The organism is Kitasatospora sp. NPDC008115, from assembly GCF_042957205.1.
GTDB lineage: Bacteria > Actinomycetota > Actinomycetes > Streptomycetales > Streptomycetaceae > Kitasatospora.
In genome coordinates, this window is the sequence record NZ_JBIBHU010000014.1 from 136,326 (window position 1) to 155,674 (window position 19,349).

5 protein-coding genes are annotated in these 19,349 nt (G+C 76.4%); 4 read left to right on the forward strand and 1 reads right to left on the reverse strand.

The window, feature by feature from the left end; genetic code table 11:
- Positions 1–37: 37 nt before the first annotated feature.
- The 4 genes from ACFZBX_RS19435 (at position 38) to ACFZBX_RS19450 (ending at position 16,002) form a co-directional block, all read left to right on the forward strand.
- Positions 38–13,453, forward strand: a complete 13,416-nt coding sequence (locus tag ACFZBX_RS19435) for an amino acid adenylation domain-containing protein (protein ID WP_391534968.1) — start codon at positions 38–40, stop codon at positions 13,451–13,453.
- Positions 13,450–14,742 carry an MFS transporter gene (locus ACFZBX_RS19440; RefSeq protein WP_391534969.1) on the forward strand — a complete coding sequence of 431 codons (1,293 nt, stop codon included), beginning with the start codon at positions 13,450–13,452 and terminating at the stop codon, positions 14,740–14,742. The genes ACFZBX_RS19435 and ACFZBX_RS19440 overlap by 4 nt, the downstream gene beginning before the upstream one ends.
- Before the next feature lie 52 nt (positions 14,743–14,794).
- Positions 14,795–15,607: a dimethylargininase gene (gene ddaH, locus ACFZBX_RS19445; RefSeq protein WP_391534970.1), complete on the forward strand. Its 813-nt coding sequence runs from the start codon at positions 14,795–14,797 to the stop codon at positions 15,605–15,607.
- 161 nt (positions 15,608–15,768) lie between these two features.
- Positions 15,769–16,002 (forward strand): hypothetical protein, encoded by a 234-nt coding sequence (locus ACFZBX_RS19450; protein ID WP_391534971.1) that lies wholly within the window; start codon positions 15,769–15,771, stop codon positions 16,000–16,002.
- A 59-nt stretch (positions 16,003–16,061) separates the two neighbouring features.
- On the opposite strand, the gene ACFZBX_RS19455 is transcribed toward ACFZBX_RS19450, so the two are convergent.
- The gene (locus tag ACFZBX_RS19455) at positions 16,062–19,247 is read right to left on the reverse strand and encodes a BTAD domain-containing putative transcriptional regulator (RefSeq protein ID WP_391534972.1); all 3,186 of its coding nucleotides are present in this window, start codon (positions 19,245–19,247) and stop codon (positions 16,062–16,064) included.
- Between the last annotated feature and the right edge of the window lie 102 nt (positions 19,248–19,349).

Sequence of the window (19,349 nt, forward strand, 5' to 3'; positions counted from 1 at the left end):
CCCCCCACCCGCCCGTGACGTGAGCAGAGGAAGCACCGTGATCCCGGTTTCGTACGCACAACAGCGTCTGTGGCTGATCGACCAGATCGAAGGGCCGACCGCGCTCTACAACCTGCCGTTCGCGGTCCGCCTGCGCGGCCCGCTCGACACCGCCGCGCTGCGCGCCGCGACGGCGGACGTGGTCGCCCGGCACGAGGCCCTGCGCACGGTGTTCCCGGTGGACGACGATGGCGTGCCGGTGCAGCACATCCTGCCGTCCGAGGAGGCGTCGATCGCCTTCGCGACGGTGGAGTGCGCACCGGCCGGCTACCCGGCCCGGCGGGACGCGGAAGCCGCCCACACCTTCGACCTGAGCACCGAACTCCCCATCCGGGTCACGGTCTTCTCGCTCACCCCGACCGAAGGAGGAACCCCCGAGCACGTGCTGCTCGTGGTGCTGCACCACATCGCCGGCGACGGCTGGTCGCTCGGCCCGCTGCTGCGCGACCTCGCCGCCGCCTACACCGCCCGCCTCGCCGGCGCCGAACCGCAGTGGGAGCCGCTGCCGGTCCAGTACGCCGACTACGCCCTGTGGCAGCGCGAGCTGCTCGGCGACGAGTCCGACCCGGACAGCCTGATGAGCCGTCAACTCGATTACTGGAGAGGAGTCCTGTCCGGCCTGCCGGAGGAGCTGGAGCTGCCGGCGGACCGCCCCCGCCCGCCCGTGCCGACCGGCGCCGCCGACGCCGTCCCGTTCGCCTTCCCGCCCGCCCTGCACGCCGCGCTGGCCGACCTCGCCCGCGGCCACCGCGCCACCCTGTTCGCGGTGCTCCAGGCGGGCCTGGCCGCGCTGTTCACCCGGCTCGGCGCCGGCACCGACATCCCGCTCGGCACCGGTGTGGCCGGCCGCTCCGACGAGGCACTGAGCGACCTGGTCGGCTTCTTCGTCAACACCCTGGTGCTGCGCACCGACACCTCGGGCGACCCGTCCTTCGCCGAACTCATCGGCCGGGTACGGGAGTCCCAGCTGGACGCCTTCGCGAACCAGGACGTGCCGTTCGAGCGGCTGGTCGAGGAGGCCAACCCGGCCCGGGCGCTCGGCCGCCACCCGCTGTTCCAGACCCTGCTGGTGCTCCAGAACCACGAGGAGGGCGAACTCGGCCTGCCCGGGCTGGAGTCGGCGCCCGAGCCGCTCGGCCTGCGGGTCGCCAAGTTCGACCTCAACATCGGCGTCACCGAGCGGCACGGCCCGGACGGCGCCCCGGCCGGCCTGGAGGGTTCGGTCGAGTACGCGGCCGACCTGTACGACCGGGCCACCGTCACCGGGCTGTTCGAGCGCTTCGGCCGGCTGCTCGCCGCCGCGGCCGCCGACCCGCACGCGCCGATCGGGACCCTGGACATCCTCGCCCCCGAGGAACACGCCCGCCTCGCCGGGGACTGGAACGCCACCGCCGCGCCCGTGCGCACCGGCTCGCTGCCCGCCCTGTTCGAGGCCCGGGCCGCCCGCACCCCGGACGCGGTCGCCCTCGCCCACGACGGCGGCGCCGTGACGTACGCGGAGCTCAACTCCCGCGCCAACCGCCTGGCCCACCACCTGGTCGCGGCGGGCGTCGGCCCGGAGTCGCCGGTCGCCCTGCTGATGGAGCGCTCGGTGGACCTGGTGGTCGCCACCCTCGCCGTGCTCAAGGCCGGCGGCTGCTACGTGCCGATGCACGCGAGCCTGCCGCCCGAGCGGATGGCCGCGCTGCTCGCCGACACCGCCGCGCCCGTCCTGCTCACCGACCGCGCCGAGCCCGGCTTCGCGCACACCGCCACCGTGGTCCGCCCCGGCGACGGGGCCGACGGGCCCGACCACGACCCCGCGCTGCCCGTCCACCCGGACCGGCTGGCCTATGTGATGTTCACCTCCGGCTCCACCGGCACCCCCAAGGGCGTCGCCGTCCGCCACCGCGACGTCGTCGACCTCGCCGACGACCGCCGCTGGCGCGACGGCCGGCACGAGCGGATCCTGCTGCACTCCCCGCACGCCTTCGACGCCGCCACCTACGAGCTGTGGGCACCGCTGCTGCACGGCGGCACCGTCGTCGTCGCCCCGCCCGGCACCCTGGACGCCGCCGCCCTGCACGCCCTCGCCGTCCGGCACGGCGTCACCGCCGTCTTCCTCACCAAGGCCCTGTTCGACCTGGTCGCCGAGCAGGCCCCGGAGACCTTCCGCGCCCTGCGCACCGTCTGCACCGGCGGCGAGGCGGCGTCCGGCACCCTGATGCGCCGGGTCCTCGACCACTGCCCGGACCTGCTGCTCGCCCACGTCTACGGGCCCACCGAGGCCACCACCTTCGCCACCCACCACCCCCTGCTGCCCGCCGACCTGGACGGCCCCCGGGCGCCGATCGGCCTGCCGCTGGACAACATGCGCGCCCACGTCCTGGACGCCCGCCTGCGGCCGGTGCCGCCCGGCGTGCCCGGCGAGCTGTACATCGCCGGCGCGGGCCTGGCCCGCGGCTACTGGCGCCGGGCCGCGCTGACCGCCGAGCGCTTCGTCGCCGACCCCTCCGACGAGGGCGGCCGGATGTACCGCACCGGCGACCTGGTGCGCCGCCGGGCCGACGGCGCGATCGAGTTCCTCGGCCGGATCGACGGCCAGGTCAAGCTGCGCGGCTTCCGGATCGAACTCGGCGAGATCGAGGCCGCGCTCTCCCGCCACCCCGCCGTCCGCCAGGTCATCGTGGTCGCCCGCGAGGACCGCCCCGGCGACACCCGGCTGGTCGGCTACTGCGCCGCCGCCCCCGACACCGCCGCCGACCCCGCCACGGAAACCTCCGCCGGCCCCGAACTCGCCGCCGCGCTCAAGCGGTTCGCCGCCGACACCCTGCCCGGCTACATGGTCCCCTCCGCCGTCGTGGTGCTGCCCGCCCTGCCGCTGAACGCCAACGGAAAGGTCGACCGGCGCGCCCTGCCCGCCCCCGACCTCACCGCCGACGCCGTCGGCACCGGCCGCGCCCCGCGCGACGAGCGCGAGCGGGTCCTGTGCGCGCTGTTCGGCGAACTCCTCGGCCTCGACGGCCTCACCGTCGACGACGACTTCTTCGCCCTCGGCGGCCATTCCCTGCTCGCCACCCGCCTGGTCGGCCGGGTGCGCGCCGAACTCGGCGCCGAACTCGCCATCGGGGACCTCTTCCAGGCCCCGACCGTCGCCGCCCTCGCCGCCCGGATCGCCGGCGCCCCGGCCCGCCCCGCGCTGCGCCCCGAGCCGCGCCCCGAGCACCTGCCGGTCTCCTTCGCCCAGCGCCGCCTCTGGTTCCTCGGCAAGGCCGAGGGCCCCGCCGCCACCTACAACGTCACCCTCGCCCTGCGGCTGACCGGCCCGCTGGACACCGCCGCCCTCGAAGCCGCCCTCGGCGACGTCGTCGACCGCCACGAGAGCCTGCGCACCGTCTTCACCGAACGCGACGGCGTGCCCCACCAGCGGGTGCTGCCCGCGCCGCCCGCGCCGCTGCTCACCGTCACCGACCGCCCCGCGCAGGACCTCGTCCACCACACCTTCGACCTGGCCACGGACGTCCCGCTGCACGCCTACCTGCGCCCCGAGGGTCCCGAGGAGCACGTCCTCACCCTGGTGATGCACCACATCGCCAGCGACGGCTGGTCGCTTCGCCCGCTGTTCCGCGACCTCGCCGAGGCCTACTCCGCCCGCCTCGCGGGCGCCGCACCGCAGTGGCCGCCGCTGCCCGTCCAGTACGCCGACTACACCCTCTGGCAGTACCGGCTGCTCGGCGCGGACACCGACCCCGGGTCGACGCTCGGAGGCCAGCTCGCCCACTGGCGCGAGGCCCTGGCCGGACTGCCCGACGAGCTGCCGCTGCTGCTGGACCGTCCGCGCCCGCCGGTGCCCACCCACCGCGGCGACGCCGTCGAACTGGAACTCGACGCCGCCCTGCACGCCAGGCTCACCGCCCTGGCCGCCGAGCACGGCGCCACCCTGTTCATGGTGCTCCAGGCCGCCTACGCCGCCCTGCTGCACCGCTTCGGCGCCGGCGACGACCTGCCGATCGGCACCCCGATGGCCGGCCGGCTGGACACCGCGCTGGACGACCTGGTCGGCTTCTTCGCCAACACCCTGGTGCTGCGCACCGACCTGAGCGGCGCGCCCACCTTCGCCGAGCTGCTGGGCCGCGTCCGGGAGGCCGGACTGGCCGCCTACGCCCACCAGGACGTGCCGTTCGAGCGCCTGGTCGAGGAGCTCAACCCGGCCCGCACGCTGGCCCGGCACCCGCTGTTCCAGGTGATGATCGCCTTCGACAACACCGCCGGCGGCGGCCCCGCCTTCCCCGGCACCCGCGCCGCCTACGAGCCGCTCGGCCTGCCCACCACGCCCTTCGACCTCACCCTCAACCTCTCCGAGCGCCACCACCCCGACGGCACCCCGGCCGGGCTCTCGGGCGGCCTGGAGTTCGCCGTCGACCTCTTCGACCGCGCCACCGCCGAACGGCTCGCCGCCGCGCTGGTCCACCTGCTCGCCCAGGCCGCCGAACAGCCGCACCTCCCGGTCGCCGAGCTGGACGTGCTCGGCGCGGCGGGGCGCGCCGCGCTCGCCCGCTGGCACGACACCGAGCGCCCCGGCGGCGAGGTGCTCCTCCAGGCCGCCTTCGCCGCCCGGGCCGCCGCCACCCCGGAGGCGACCGCGCTGGTCTTCGGCGACACCCGGCTGAGCTTCGCCGAGCTGAACGCCCGCGCCAACCGCCTCGCCCACGGCCTCGCCGCCGCCGGCATCGGCCCCGAGTCGCTGGTCGCGCTCGCCGTGCCCCGCTCGGCCGAGTCGATCGTCGCCCTGCTCGCCGTGCTCAAGGCCGGCGCCGCCTACCTGCCGCTGGACTCCGACTACCCGCGCGACCGGCTCGCCCACATGCTGGCCGACGCCCGCCCGGCCGCCGTGCTGAGCACCCCCGGCTGGCCGCTGCCCGAGGTCCTGGAGGGCCTGACCGTGCTGCCCGCCGACGCCGCCGCCTGGGCCGACCGGCCCGCCGGCGAGCCGCCCGTGCGGATCGGCCCCGAGCACGCCGCCTACGTCATCTACACCTCGGGCTCCACCGGCCGCCCCAAGGGCGTCGTGGTCCGCCACGGCGGCCTCGCCAACCTGTTCGCCTTCCACCGCGACGAGACCCTCGGACTCGCCCGACAGGCCCACCCCGGGCGGCGGTTCGCCTTCGCCTCGACCGCCTCGATGTCCTTCGACACCTTCCTCGAAGGAATGCTCTGGCTGGCCGCCGGCCAGGAACTGCACCTGCTGGAGGACGACCTGCGCCGCGACGCCGCCGCCATCGTCCGGTACCTCGACCGCACCGGCGCCGACGTCCTCGACGTCACCCCCGGCCAGGCCGAACGGCTGGTCGAGGAGGGCCTGCTCACCACCTGCCCGCCCGCCGTGCTGATGCTCGGCGGCGAGGCCTGCGGCCAGCACCTGTGGACCACCCTGTCCGCCGCCCCCGACACCCTCGTGCTCAACATCTACGGACCCACCGAGTGCACCGTCGACGCCCTGCACCACCGCCTCGACACCACCGTGGCCCGCCCGGTGATCGGCCGCCCGCTGTCCAACCTGCGGGCCCACCTGCTCGACGCGCGGCTGCGCCCGGTACCCGTCGGTGTGCCCGGCGAGCTCTATCTGAGCGGCACGGGCCTGGCCCGCGGCTACCTCGGCCGCCCGGCGCTGACCGCCGAGCGCTTCGTCGCCGACCCGTACGACGACGGCGCGCGGATGTACCGCACCGGCGACCTCGCCCGCCGCCGCGCCGACGGCGCGGTGGAGTTCCTCGGCCGCACCGACCACCAGGTCAAGGTACGCGGCTTCCGGATCGAACCCGGCGAGATCGAGACCGTCCTGGCCGCCCACCCGCAGGTGCGGCAGGCCGCCGTGCTCCCGCACCGGGACGGCACGGCCGGCACCCGGCTGGTCGCCTACCTGGTCACCGCCGCCGACCCGGCCGAGCTGCGCGCCCACGCGGCCGCCGCCCTGCCCGACTACATGGTCCCGGCCGCCTTCGTGACGCTGGACGCGCTGCCGCTCAACGTCAACGGCAAGCTCGACCGGGCCGCCCTGCCCGCCCCCGACTTCACCGCGACCGCCGGCGGCCGGCCCGCCCGCACCGCCCGCGAGGAGATCCTCTGCGGCCTGTTCGCCGACGTCCTCGGCCTGCCCGGCGCCGTCTCGATCGACGACGACTTCTTCACCCTCGGCGGCCACTCGCTGCTCGCCACCCGGCTGCTCAGCCGGGTCCGCGCCACCCTCGGCGCCGAACTCGGCATCCGGGACGTCTTCGAGGCCCCGACCGTCGCCGGCCTGGCCGAGCGCCTGGACGGCGCCGACGCCCGGCCCGCGCTCACCGCCGGCGAGCGCCCGGAGCGCCCACCGCTCTCCTTCGCCCAGCAGCGGCTCTGGCTGATCGACCGGATGGAGGGCCCCAGCGCCCTCTACAACATGCCGCTCGCGCTGCGCCTGACCGGCGAACTCGACCTGGACGCGCTCACCGCCGCCCTGACCGACCTCGCCGCCCGGCACGAGAGCCTGCGCACCGTGATCGCCGAGCACGACGGCGAGCCCCACCAGCGGATCCTCCCCGCCGCCGTGCCGGTCGAACTCCTCGACTGCGCGCCGGAGTCCGTCGAGGCCGAGGTCGACCGCGCCGCCCGCCGCCCGTTCGACCTGGCCGCCGAACCGCCCGTCCGGGTCACCCTGCTGCGGGTCGCCGGGGACGACCACGTGCTGGTCGTCGCGCTGCACCACATCGTCGGCGACGGCTGGTCGATGGGCCCGCTGCTGCGCGACCTCGCCGAGGCCTACACCCTGCGCCTGGGCGGCGAGCCGCCCGTCCGCGCCCCGCTCGCCGTCCAGTACGCCGACTACGCGCTCTGGCAGCGCGAACTGCTCGGCGACGAGGCCGACCCGCAGAGCCTCGCCGCCCGCCAACTCGCCTACTGGCGCGAGACCCTGGCCGGCCTTCCGGAGGAGATCGCGCTGCCCGTCGACCGCCCGCGCGGCGCCCGCGCCGACCACCGCGGCGGCCGGGTCGCGCTGCCGATCGACCCGGTACTCCACGGTTCGCTGGTCGCGCTGTCCCGCGAGCACCGGGTCACCCTCTTCATGACCTGCCAGGCCGCCCTGGCCGCCCTGCTCACCCGCCTCGGCGCCGGCACCGACGTGCCGATCGGCTCGGTGGTCGCCGGCCGGTCGGACGAGGCGCTGGACGACCTGGTCGGCTTCTTCGTCAACACCCTGGTCCTGCGCACCGATACTTCGGGCGACCCCTCCTTCACCGAACTCCTCGGCCGGGCACGGGAGGCCGGCCTCGGTGCCTACGCCCACCAGGACGTGCCGTTCGAGCGCCTGGTCGAGGAGCTCAACCCGGCCCGCTCGCTGGCCCGGCACCCGCTGTTCCAGGTCGCGATGGTCCTCCAGTCCACCGGCGAGGGCGAGTTGGAGCTGCCCGGCCTGAGCGTCGAGGCGCTGCCCTCGGACACCGGCGTCGCCAAGTTCGACCTGAACGTCACCCTGGAGGAGTTCTTCGGCCCCGACGGCGCCCCCGCCGGCCTGGACTGCGCCGTCGACTACGCCACCGACCTGTTCGACCGGGAGACCGCGGAGGCGATCGCCGCCCGCTTCGGCCGGCTGCTGGCCGCCGTGGTGGCCGACCCCGGGCAGCCGATCGGCCGGGCCGACCTGCTCGCCGACGGCGAGCGCGCCGAACTCCTCGGCGGCCACCGCCCGTTGCCCGAGCACGTGCCGCTGATCCCGGACGCCTTCGCCGCGCAGGCGGCGGCGACACCCGGAGCGACCGCCCTGGTCTTCGGCGAAACCCGGCTCGGCTACGCCGAGTTGGACGCCCGGGCCAACCGGCTCGCGCACGGCCTGCTGGCCGCCGGCGTCGGCCCCGAGTCCGTGGTCGCGCTCGCCCTGCCCCGCTCGGCGCAGACCGTGGTCGCCCAACTGGCCGTGCTCAAGGCCGGCGCCGCCTTCCTGCCGCTGGACGCGGAGTACCCGCTGGAGCGCACCGCCCACATGCTCGCCGACGCCCGCCCGGCCGTCGTGCTCAGCACCGGGGACTGGCCGCTGCCCGAGGCGCTGGACGGCCTGACCGTGCTGCCCGCCGACGCCGCCGCCTGGGCCGACCGGCCCGCCCACGCCCCGGCCGTGCGCATCGACCCGGCCGACGCCGCCTACGTCATCTACACCTCAGGATCCACCGGCCGTCCCAAGGGCGTGCTGGTGACCCACGGTTCGATCGCCGCGCTGCTGGCCCAGCACCGGGCCGAGACGTTCCACGGTCGGGCCGACGGCCGGCTGAGCGTCGCACTCACCGCCTCGCTCTGCTTCGACGCCTCCTGGGACGGCCTGCTCTGGATGATCGCCGGCCACGAACTGCACCTGATCGGCGACGACCTGCGCCGCGACGCCACCGCCCTGGTCCGCCACGTCCGCACCGCCGGCATCGGCGTCGTCAACGTCACCCCGAGCTACGCCGAACAGCTCGTCGCCGAAGGCCTGCTGGACGGCCCCGCGGCCCCGCGGGTGCTGCTCCTCGGCGGCGAGGCGGTCGGCCAGGCCCTGTGGACCAGGCTGCGCGAGGCCGCCCCGCACACCACCGGCCACAACCTCTACGGCCCCACCGAGGCCACCGTCGACACCCTGCTCCAGTCCTACGCCGACTCCGAGCGCCCCTCGCTGGGCCACACCGTGCTCGGCACCCGCGCCCACGTGCTCGACGAGCACCTGAACCCCGTCCCGGCGGGCGTGCCCGGTGAGCTCTACCTGGCCGGCGCGGGACTGGCCCGCGGCTACCTCGGCCGGGCCGCCCTGACCGCCGAGCGCTTCGTCGCCGACCCGTTCACGCCCGGCGCCCGGATGTACCGCACCGGCGACCTGGTCCGCCGCACCCGCGACGGCGGTCTCGACTACCTGGGCCGCACCGACCACCAGGTCAAGATCCGCGGCTTCCGCATCGAGCTCGGCGAGATCGAGCAGGCCCTGGCCCGCCACGAGGCCGTCCGCCAGGCCGTCGTCACCGTCCACGAGAGCGCCGACGGGGACCGCCGACTGGTCGCCCACTGCGCCACCGGCGCCGCGTGCGGCCCCGAACTCGCCCAGGAACTCCGCCGGTTCGCCGCCGACCGGCTGCCCGCCCACATGGTCCCGGCCGCCGTCGTCCCGCTCGCCGCCCTCCCGCTGACCGGCAGCGGCAAGATCGACCGCAACGCCCTGCCCGCCCCCGACCTCACCCTGTCCACCGGCGGCCGCGCGGCCCGCACCACCCGCGAGGAACTGCTCTGCGGCCTGTTCGGCGAGGTCCTCGGAGTGGACCGGGTCTCGATCGACGACGACTTCTTCGCCCTCGGCGGCCACTCGCTGCTGGCCATGAAGCTGGCCGGCCGGGTCCGGACCACCCTCGGGGCCGAACTCGGCATCCGGGACGTCTTCGAGGCCCCGACCGTCGCCGGCCTCGCCCAGCGGCTGGACGGCGGCGCCGAGGCCCGCCCCGCCCTCACCCCGGGCGAGCGCCCCGACCGCCTGCCGCTCTCCTTCGCCCAGCGCCGGCTCTGGCTGATCGACCGGATGGAGGGCCCCGGCTCCCTCTACAACCTGCCGCTGGCCCTGCGGATCGCCGGCCCGCTCGACCCCGCGGCGCTGGCCGCCGCGCTGGCCGGCCTGGTCGCCCGGCACGAGAGCCTGCGCACGGTGATCGCCGAGCAGGACGGCGAGCCGTACCAGCGGATCGTCCCGGCCCAGGAGGCCCGCGTCCCGTTCGAGCACCTCACCACCGCGCCCGCCGACCCCGCGGCCGCGCTGGCCGGGTACGCGGACCTGCCCTTCGACCTCGCCGCCGACCTGCCGCTCCGCGCCCACCTGCTCCCGGCGGGCGACGGCACCGGTGACCACCTGCTGCTCCTCGTCCTGCACCACATCGCCGGTGACGGCCGGTCGATGGAGCCGCTGCTGCACGACCTCGCCGCCGCCTACGCCGCCCACCGCGACGGCACCGCGACCGACCGGCGCCCGCTGCCCGTCCAGTACGCCGACTACGCGCTCTGGCAGCGCGACCTGCTCGGCGACGAGACCGACCCGCAGAGCCCGGCCGCCCGCCAACTCGCCTACTGGCGCGAGACCCTGGCGGGCCTGCCGGAGGAGATCGCGCTGCCCGTCGACCGCCCCCGGCGCGCCGACAGCTCCCACCGCGGCGACCGCGTCGTCCTGCCGCTCGGCGTCGAACTCCACGGCGGCCTGGCCCGGTTGGCGCGCGATCACCGGGTGACGATGTTCATGGCCCTGCAAGCCGGGCTCGCCGCGCTGCTCACCCGCCTCGGCGCCGGCACCGATGTGCCGATCGGCTCGGTGGTGGCCGGCCGCACGGACGAGGCGCTGGACGACCTGGTCGGCTTCTTCGTCAACACGATCGTCCTGCGCACCGACAGTTCCGGCGACCCGGCCTTCACCGAGTTGCTGCGCCGGGTCCGGGAGACCCAGCTGGACGCCCACGCCCACCAGGACGTGCCGTTCGAGCGGCTGGTCGAGGAGCTCAACCCGGCCCGCTCGCTGGCCCGCCACCCGCTGTTCCAGGTGATGCTGCTGCTGGAGGGCGCCGGCCAGGGCGCCACCGGCGGCGACGCCCCGCTCGACCTGGCCGGCCTGTCGGCCACGGTCGAACCGGTCGGCGGCCACGTCGCCAAGTTCGACCTCTCCATCGGCATGGGGGAGTCCTTCGACGCCGACGGCGCCCCGGCCGGTCTGGAGTGCGCGATCGACTACGCCACCGACCTGTTCGACCGGGAGACCGTGGAGGCGATCGCCGCCCGCTTCGGCCGGCTGCTGACCGCCGTCGTGGCGGACCCGGACCGGCCGATCGGCCGGATCGACCTGCTCGACGACCGCGAGCGCGCCGAACTCCTCCCCGCCGTAGTGGAGGTGCCCGCCGAGGTCCCGCTGCTCCCGGCCGCCTTCGCCGCGCAGGTGGCGGCGACCCCCGGGGCGACCGCCCTGGTCTTCGGCGAAACCCGGCTCGGCTTCGCCGAACTGGACGCCCGCGCCGAGCACCTCGCCGCCCGGCTGCGCGCGGCCGGCGCCGGACCGGACGCGGTGGTCGCCCTGGCCCTGCCGCGCTCGGCGGAGACGGTGGTCGCCCTGCTCGCCGTCCTCAAGTCCGGCGCCGCCTCGCTCCCGCTGGACGCCGAGTACCCGGCCGACCGGACGGCGGCGATGCTCGCCGACGCCGCGCCCGCCCTGGTGGTCACCGGGGACGGCTGGCCGCTGCCGGAACTGCTCGCCGGCCTGCCGACCCTGCCGGTGCACCCCGACGAGCCCGGCGATCCGAGCCCGGTACCGGCCCCGGCCCCGGCCGCCGCTCCCGACCCGGCCGACGCCGCCTACGTCATCTACACCTCAGGCTCCACCGGCCGCCCCAAGGGCGTGGTGGTGACCCACGGTTCGATCGCCGCCCTGCTGGCCCACCACCGGGCCGAGACGTTCGATGAGCCGGCCCACGGCCCGCTGAGCGTCGCACTCACCGCCTCGCTCTGCTTCGACGCCTCCTGGGACGGCCTGCTCTGGATGATCGCCGGCCACGAACTGCACCTGATCGGCGACGACCTGCGCCGCGACGCCACCGCCCTGGTCCGCCACGTCCGCACCGCCCGGATCGACACCCTCGGCATCACCCCGAGCTACGCCGAACAGCTCGTCGCCGAAGGCCTGCTGGACGGCGAGGCCGCCCCGGGGCTGCTGCTCCTCGGCGGCGAGGCGGTCGGCCAGACCCTGTGGACCAGGCTGCGCGAGGCCGCCCCGCACACCACGGCCCGCAACCTCTACGGCCCCACCGAGTCCACCGTCGACGCCCTCACCCACCCCTTCGCCGCCACCGACCGCCCCTCCCTCGGCCGCACCGTGCGCGGCACCCGCGCCCACGTGCTCGACGAGCACCTGAACCCCGTCCCGGCGGGCGTGCCCGGCGAGCTCTACCTGGCCGGCGCGGGCCTGGCCCGCGGCTACCTCGGCCGGGCCGCCCTGACCGCCGAGCGCTTCGTCGCCGACCCGTTCACCCAGGGCGGCCGGATGTACCGCACCGGTGACCTGGTCCGCCGCACCCGCGACGGCGGCCTCGACTACCTCGGCCGCACCGACCACCAGGTCAAGATCCGCGGCTTCCGCATCGAACCCGGCGAGATCGAGCACGTGCTCACCCGCCACCCCGCCGTCCTGGCCGCCACCGTGACCGCCCGCGAGGACGGCCCGGCCGGCCCCCGCCTGGTCGCCTACGTGGTCAAGGACGGCGCCACCGCGCCCGACCCCGCCGAACTGCGCGCCTTCGTGGCCGAGTCGCTGCCCGGCTACATGGTCCCGGCGGCGGTCGTCGTGCTCGACGCCTTCCCGCTGACCGGCAGCGGCAAGGTCGACCGGCGCGCCCTGCCGGCCCCCGACCTCACCGCCTCGCCCGCCGGCCGCGCACCCCGCACCCCGCGCGAGGAGGTGCTCTGCCGCCTCTTCGCCGACGTCCTCGGCGTCCCCGCGGTCACCGTCGACGACGGCTTCTTCGACCTCGGCGGCCACTCGCTGCTCGCCATGAAGCTGCTCGGCCGCGTCCGCACCGTCCTCGGCGCCGAACTCGGCATCCGGGACGTCTTCGAGGCCCCGACCCCGGCCGGGCTCGCCCGCCGCCTGGACCGCGCCGAAGGGGAGCGCCCGGACGCCCTGGAGGTCCTGCTCCCGCTGCGCGCCGCCGGCACCGGGGCCCCGCTGTTCTGTGTCCACCCCGCCGCCGGCATCAGCTGGGTCTACTCCGGCCTGCTGCGCCACCTCGACCCGCGGCGCCCGGTGTTCGGCCTCCAGGCCCGCGGCCTGCGCGGCGGCTCACCGGCCGCCGTCACCGAGATCGCCGCGGACTACGTGCGGGAGATCCGCGCCGTCCGCCCGCAGGGCCCCTACCACCTGCTCGGCTGGTCCTTCGGCGCGGTGGTCGCCCAGGAGATGGCCGTCCAGCTCCAGGCGGCGGGCCAGGAGGTCGCCCTGCTCGCCCTGCTCGACGGCCTCCCGGCCGGCGCGGTCGCCGAGGAGCACCGGGCCTGCGACGACCCGGTGGAGACCCTCGCCGAACTGCTCGCCTCGCTCGGCTACGACCCGGCCGACGGCCGCGGCCAGGCCGAGCTGACCGCCCTGCTCGGTGAGGCCGCCGCCCTCCTGCCGGACGTCTTCGAACACCACCGCAAGCTGATGGCCGAGCACGTGCCCGGCCACTACCGGGGCCCGGCCGTCTTCATCGGCGCCACCGCCGACAAGCCCGCCGACTGGCCGTACGAGTCCGCCTGGGCCCCGTACCTGACCGGCCCCGTCACCGCCCACCGGATCGACTGCGCACACGGAGCCCTGACCCGCCCCGAGCCCCTCGCACGGATCGCCGCCGTGCTGGCCCACACGCTGGAGAGTGACCCGCGATGACCACGAGTACCGTCCCGGTCGAGCCGCCCGTACTGGACGACGGCCCCCGCCGCGGGCGCTGGGGCCTGTGGGGGCAGGCGGACTTCCGCAAGCTCTGGGTCGGCGAGACGACCAGCGGCCTCGGCACCGCCGTCGGCAACGTCGCCCTCGCCCTGGTGGCGGTGGTGACCCTCAACGCCTCGCCGTTCATGGTCGGCGTGCTGACCGCCTCCGCGTGGGTCCCGTGGCTCTTCCTCGGCCTGCTGGCCGGTGCCTGGGTGGACCGCTGGCCCCGGCTGAAGGTCATGCTGGTCTGCGACGTGCTGCTGCTCCTGCTGTTCGTCAGCGTGCCGGTGGCCGGCTGGTTCGACGCGCTGACCATGGCCCAGCTGATCGCGGTCGCCCTGCTGGCCGGCGCGGTGAAGGTGTTCTTCTCCACCGCGTACGGCGCGGTGCTGCCCGCCCTGGTCGCCAAGGACGACCTGCTGGAGGCCAACGTCAAGCTGCGGTCCGGGGACTCGGCGGCGGAGATCGCCGGCCCCGGCCTGGCGGGCGTGCTCTCCCAGGTGTTCGGCGCGGCCAGCGGGCTGCTCGCCGACGCGGTCACCTACCTGGTGTCGGCGCTCTGCGTGGGCACCATCCGGGTGAAGGAGACACCGCCGCCGGTGTCCGAGCGGCGCGGCATCCTGCGCGAGATCGGCGAGGGCGTGCGCTTCCTGGCGGGCGACCCCTACCTGCGCACCCTGGCCCTGTTCGGCGCGGTCGGCAACCTCGGCCTCAACGGCATCCAGGCCGTGCAGACGGTCTTCCTGGTCCGCAGCGTCGGGGTCTCGCCCGGCGGCATCGGCGCCGTCTTCGCGGTGGTCTCGGTCGGCGGCCTGGCCGGGGCCGCCCTCGCCGGGCGGATCGCCCGCCGCTTCGGCACCGCCCGCGGACTGCTGCTGTGCGAACTGGTCGCCGCCCCGTTCATCCTGCTGCTGCCGATGGCCGGCGCCCGGCTGCCGCTCGCGGTGAGCGCGCTCGCCTGGTCGGTCGCGGTCTGCGGGGTGGTCGCCGGGAACGTCCTGGCGGGCAGCTTCTACCAGTCCTACTGCCCGCCCGCGATGATCGGCCGGATCCGGGCCAGCGCCTCCACCGTCAACTTCAGCGCCATTCCGGTCGGCGCCCTGCTCGGCGGCTGGCTGGGCGAGGTGCTCGGCGCCCGCACCACCATCTGGATCATGGCGAGCGTGCTGCTCTCGGCCGGGGCCGTCCTGCTGAGCAGCCCGCTGCGCGCGATGCGCGACTTCCCCGAGCGCCCCGCCGCCTGAACCGCCGCCTCCTGAAGCCGCTCCTCCCACCCTCACCCTCCCGGAGCCCGCCATGACCCGCACCGCCCGCCCCCGCCGCTACCTGATGTGCCGTCCGACCCACTTCGAGGTCGGCTACGCGATCAACCCGTGGATGGACCCGGCCAAGCCCGTCGACACCGCTCTCGCGGTCGCCCAGTGGGAGCGCCTGTACGAGCTGTACGTCGAACTCGGCCACCGCGTCGACCTGATCGACCCGCTGCCCGGCCTGCCCGACATGGTGTACGCGGCGAACGGCGCCACCGTCGTCGACGGCCGGGTGCTCGGCGCCCGGTTCCGCAACGCCGAGCGGGCCGCCGAGGGCCCGGCGTACCTGGAGTGGTTCCGGGCCCGCGGCTTCACCACCCACGACCCGGTGCACGTCAACGAGGGCGAGGGCGACCTGCTGCTCACCGACCGCTACCTGCTGGCCGGCCGGGGCTTTCGCAGCGTCTCGGCCGGCCACGCCGAGGCGCAGGAGTTCCTCGGCCGCCCGGTGATCGGGCTGGACCTCGTCGACCCGCGCTTCTACCACCTGGACACCGCGCTCAGCGTGCTCGACGGCGACCAGATCATGTACTACCCGGGCGCGTTCTCGGCCGGCAGCCGGGCGGTGCTGCGCCGGCTCTTCCCGGATGCCGTGCTGGTGGGGGAGGAGGACGCCGAGGCGTTCGGGCTCAACGTGGCCAGCGACGGGCTGAACGTGGTGCTCCCGGAGCCGGCCACCGGGGTCGCGGCCAGGCTGCGCGAGCGCGGCTTCCGCCCGATCGGGATGGACCTGTCCGAGCTGCTCAAGGGCGGCGGCAGCGTGAAGTGCTGCACCCTGGAGCTCCGCGAGGCCCTCTGACCTGCGCGGACGGGGACCGCCACGCACCGGGCACCCCGATCAACGCGGCCGATCGACGCACGCTGCTCTTGCGTCGATCGGCCGTTGAACGCCCCTTGCCATGCTGATCACGTCAACAGGAGGAACCCCTCCCACCGGGGAGGACGACCCGAGGAGCAGTCATGGCGAAGCGTTCGACGATCGGTACCGCCCGGATCGGCCTGGCGGTCGCGGGCCTCGGCCTCGGCACCCTGCTCGCCCTCGGCGCGGCCGGCACCGCGATGGCCGACGGCGCGGCGACCGGCACGGGCGCCGGCACCACCGCTCCCACCGCCACGCCGACCCCGACCCCCACCCCGACCCCCACCCCGACCGACGGCAGCGGCCACTCGGACTGGAACAGCACCGGCTCCTGAGCCCCGGCAGCACCGACGGCCCCGCGCAGAACCGTTTCTGCCCCCCGCTCGAACCGACCTCACGGATCCACCAGCGCGAACGCCGGCTCCGCCAGCAGGCCCGCCACCTCGGCGGCCTCCGGAAGGCCCAGCCGCCGGAAGATCGCGTACGCCTCCCGCAGCCGCGCCCCCGCCTCGGCCCCGCGCCCGAGGTCCGCCAGCGCACAGCCCAGCACCACCAGCGCCTGCGCCTGGTCCCGCTCGGCCCCCAGCTCCACGCAGAGCGCCAGCGCCTGCTCCGCGTGCTCCAGCGCCTCGTCCGCCCGACCCAGCTCGCGCAGACTGTCCGCCAGCCGGTAGCGCGCGTGCGCCGCCCGGTCCCGCAGCCCGGCCGACACCGACACCGCCAGGCACTCGCCGAACCAGGTCACCGCCTCCTCGTGCCGCCCCAGCGCGTGCAGCGCCAGCCCCAGCACGTACAGCGTGTACGCCCGGCCCGCGTCGTCCTGCCGGGTCCGCAGCCCGGCCAGCGCCTCGTGGCAGATCGTCACCGCCTCGTCCGCCCGGCCGCTGCGCACCCGCGCCAGCGCCGCGTTCACCGTCGTCACCAGCGCGCCGGAGCGGTGCCCGAGCCGGTTGGCCAGCAGCAGCGCCTCGTCGTAGTGGTCCACCGCCTCGTCGTAGCGGCTCAGGAACTGGCAGATCAGCCCCAGGTCGTTGAGCGCCTGCCGCAGCACCACCGAGTCCTCGGCCGCGCGGGCCGCCTCCACCGCCCGCCGGGACGCCGCCTCGGCCGCGTCCAGCCGGGTCGCCGCCAGCGCGACGTTGCCGCGCAGGAAGTGCGCCCGCCCCTCCGCCCGGACGTCGCCGTCCCGGGCGGCCGCCTCGGCCAGCGCGTCGGCCGTCGCGGCGAGCTGACGGCTCGGCGGGGTGAGCACGAACGGGGTGAGCGCGATCAGCAGGTCGATCGCCGCGCGCAGCGCCGGCCCCCGCCCGGCGGCGGTGTCCGCGGCCACCTGCGCCGCCAGCGCCACCGCGCCCGTCCCCTCGACGGACGCCCACTCGCGGGCGGCGTCCCGGCCGGACAACGGGACACCGGGGGAGTGCGCCGGACCGAGCGCGCCCGCCGCCGGGTCGCCCGGCACGGCGTGCTGGAAGGCGGTGCAGGCGGTGGCCAGCAGGTGGTCCAGCAACCGGTCCCGGGCCGCCACCGCCTCCCCGCCGTCCGCCGCGCCGCCCGTCCCCGCGCCTGTTCCCCCGGCTGTTCCCGCGCCCGTCCCCGCGCCGGCTCCCGTCCCCGCGCCGGCTCCCGGCCCTTCCGCCGGCCGCCGGCGCGCGAACGCCCGCAGCAGGTCGTGGTACCGGTAGCGCCCCGGGAACGGCGACTCCACCATCGCCACGTCCACCAGCGCCTCCAGCAGGTCCTCGGCGTCGTACTCGTCGAGGTCCAGCAGCGCCGCCGCCGCCGGCAGCCCGATGTCCGGCCCGTCCACCGAGGCCACCAGCCGGAACGCCCGCGACTGGTCGTCCGTCAGCTGGCGGTAGCTCAGTTCGAAGGCCGCCGCCACCGCGAGGTCGCCGATCCGCAGCTCGTCGATCCGCCGCCGCTCCACCTGCAGCCGGCGGCTGAGCGTCTCCACCGTCCAGCCCGGCCGCGCCGCCAGCCGGGCGGCCACGATCCGCACCGCCAGCGGCAGGTGCCCGCAGGCCACCACCAGCTCCCGCGCGGCGTCCGGTTCGGCGGCCAGCCGCTGCGCGCCGATCGTGCGGCCGAGCAGGTCCAGCGCCTCGTCCGGCTGGAACACGTCCAGGTCGACCTGCACGGTCGCGGGCAGCCCGGCCGGTCTGGTCCGGCCGGTGGTGAGCACCGCGCAGCCGACCGCCCCCGGCAGCAGCGGCCGGATCTGCGCCGCGTCCTTGGCGTTGTCGAGCACCAGCAGCAGCCGCCGGCCGTCCACCACCGACCGGAACAGCGCCGAGCGCGCGTCCAGGCCGTCCGGCACCGCGTCCGCCGGCACCCCGAGCGCCACCAGGAAGCCGCTCAGCACCGCCTCCGGATCGGCCGGCACCGGGTCCGAGCCGCGCAGGTCCGCGTACAGCTGGCCGTCCGGGTAGGCCTCCCGGACGCGGTGCGCCACGTGCAGCGCCAGCGCCGTCTTGCCGACCCCGCCCATCCCGACCACGGTCGCCACCACCAGCGCCTGCTGCGGACGGCCCGGCGCCCCGCCGTCCTCCGGGGGCGCGGCCAGCGCCTCGCACAGCACCCGCACCGGCGCCGTGCGGCCGGTGAAGTCGGCGGCGTCCGGCGGCAGCTGGGCCGGCCGCGGCGGCGCGCCGGACGGACGGGCGGCCCGTCCGGACCGGGGCCCGTCGTCGCCGTCCCCGCCGTCCCTGCCGCTCGCGCCGTCCCCGCCGTCCGCCGCCGGCGCGCGCTCCCCGCCCGCACCCTCGGCCGCGACCGGGGCGGGACCCGGTGCGGGCGCGGCGCCGCCCGGCGCCTGCGGCGCGGCCAGCGCCGGGTCACCCTCCAGGATCCGGCGGTGCAACTGCTCCAGCTCCGCGCCCGGCCCCACCCCCAGCTCCGCCAGGAACAGCTGCCGCACGCCCCGGAACACCGCCAGCGCGTCCGCCTGCCGCCCGGCCTGGTACAGCGCCCGCATCAGCAGCCCGTACGCCCGCTCGTGCAGCGGGTGCTCGGTGGTCAGCGCGGTCAGCTCGGGGATGCACCGCGAGTAGCGGCCCAGCGCCAGGTCCAGGCCGATCCGCTCCTCCAGCAGCGTCAGCCGCAGCTCCTCCAGCCGCTGCCGGTGCCGCTCCGCGAACGGCCCGGGTATCCCGGCCAGCGGCTCGCCCTGCCACAGCTCCAGCGCCTGGTTGAGCAGGTCGCGGGCGCGCAGCGGCTCGGCCCTGGCGGTCCGTTCCGCCTCGGCGGCCAGCGCCTCCGCCTGCGCCGCGTCCACCGCGAGCTTGGGCAGCACCAGCCGGTAGCCGTCGCCCATCGACACCAGGACGCTGCCCGGCGCCTTCTCCCCGTCCCCGGCCCCACCGGCCTCCGCCGGCTGCGCCGCGTCCAGCACCTTGCGCCACCGCCACGCGTACGTCCGCACGGTGGTCATCGCCGCGCTCGGCGGCTCCTCGCCCCACAGCGCCGCGATCAGATCCGTGGCGCTCGCCGCATGACCGGGCCGCAGGAGCAGCACGGCGAGCATCGCCTGCTGCTGCGGGCTGCCCACCTTGAGCGCCGTCGCGCCGCGGTGAGCCCGCATCAGACCCAGTAAGGAAAAACGGAGATCGCCCATCCTGCCCCCTGCTGCCCAGGACAGTGCCCGCCCCGCTCGTGCACATGTCAGCTTCTGTGTGACGTAATC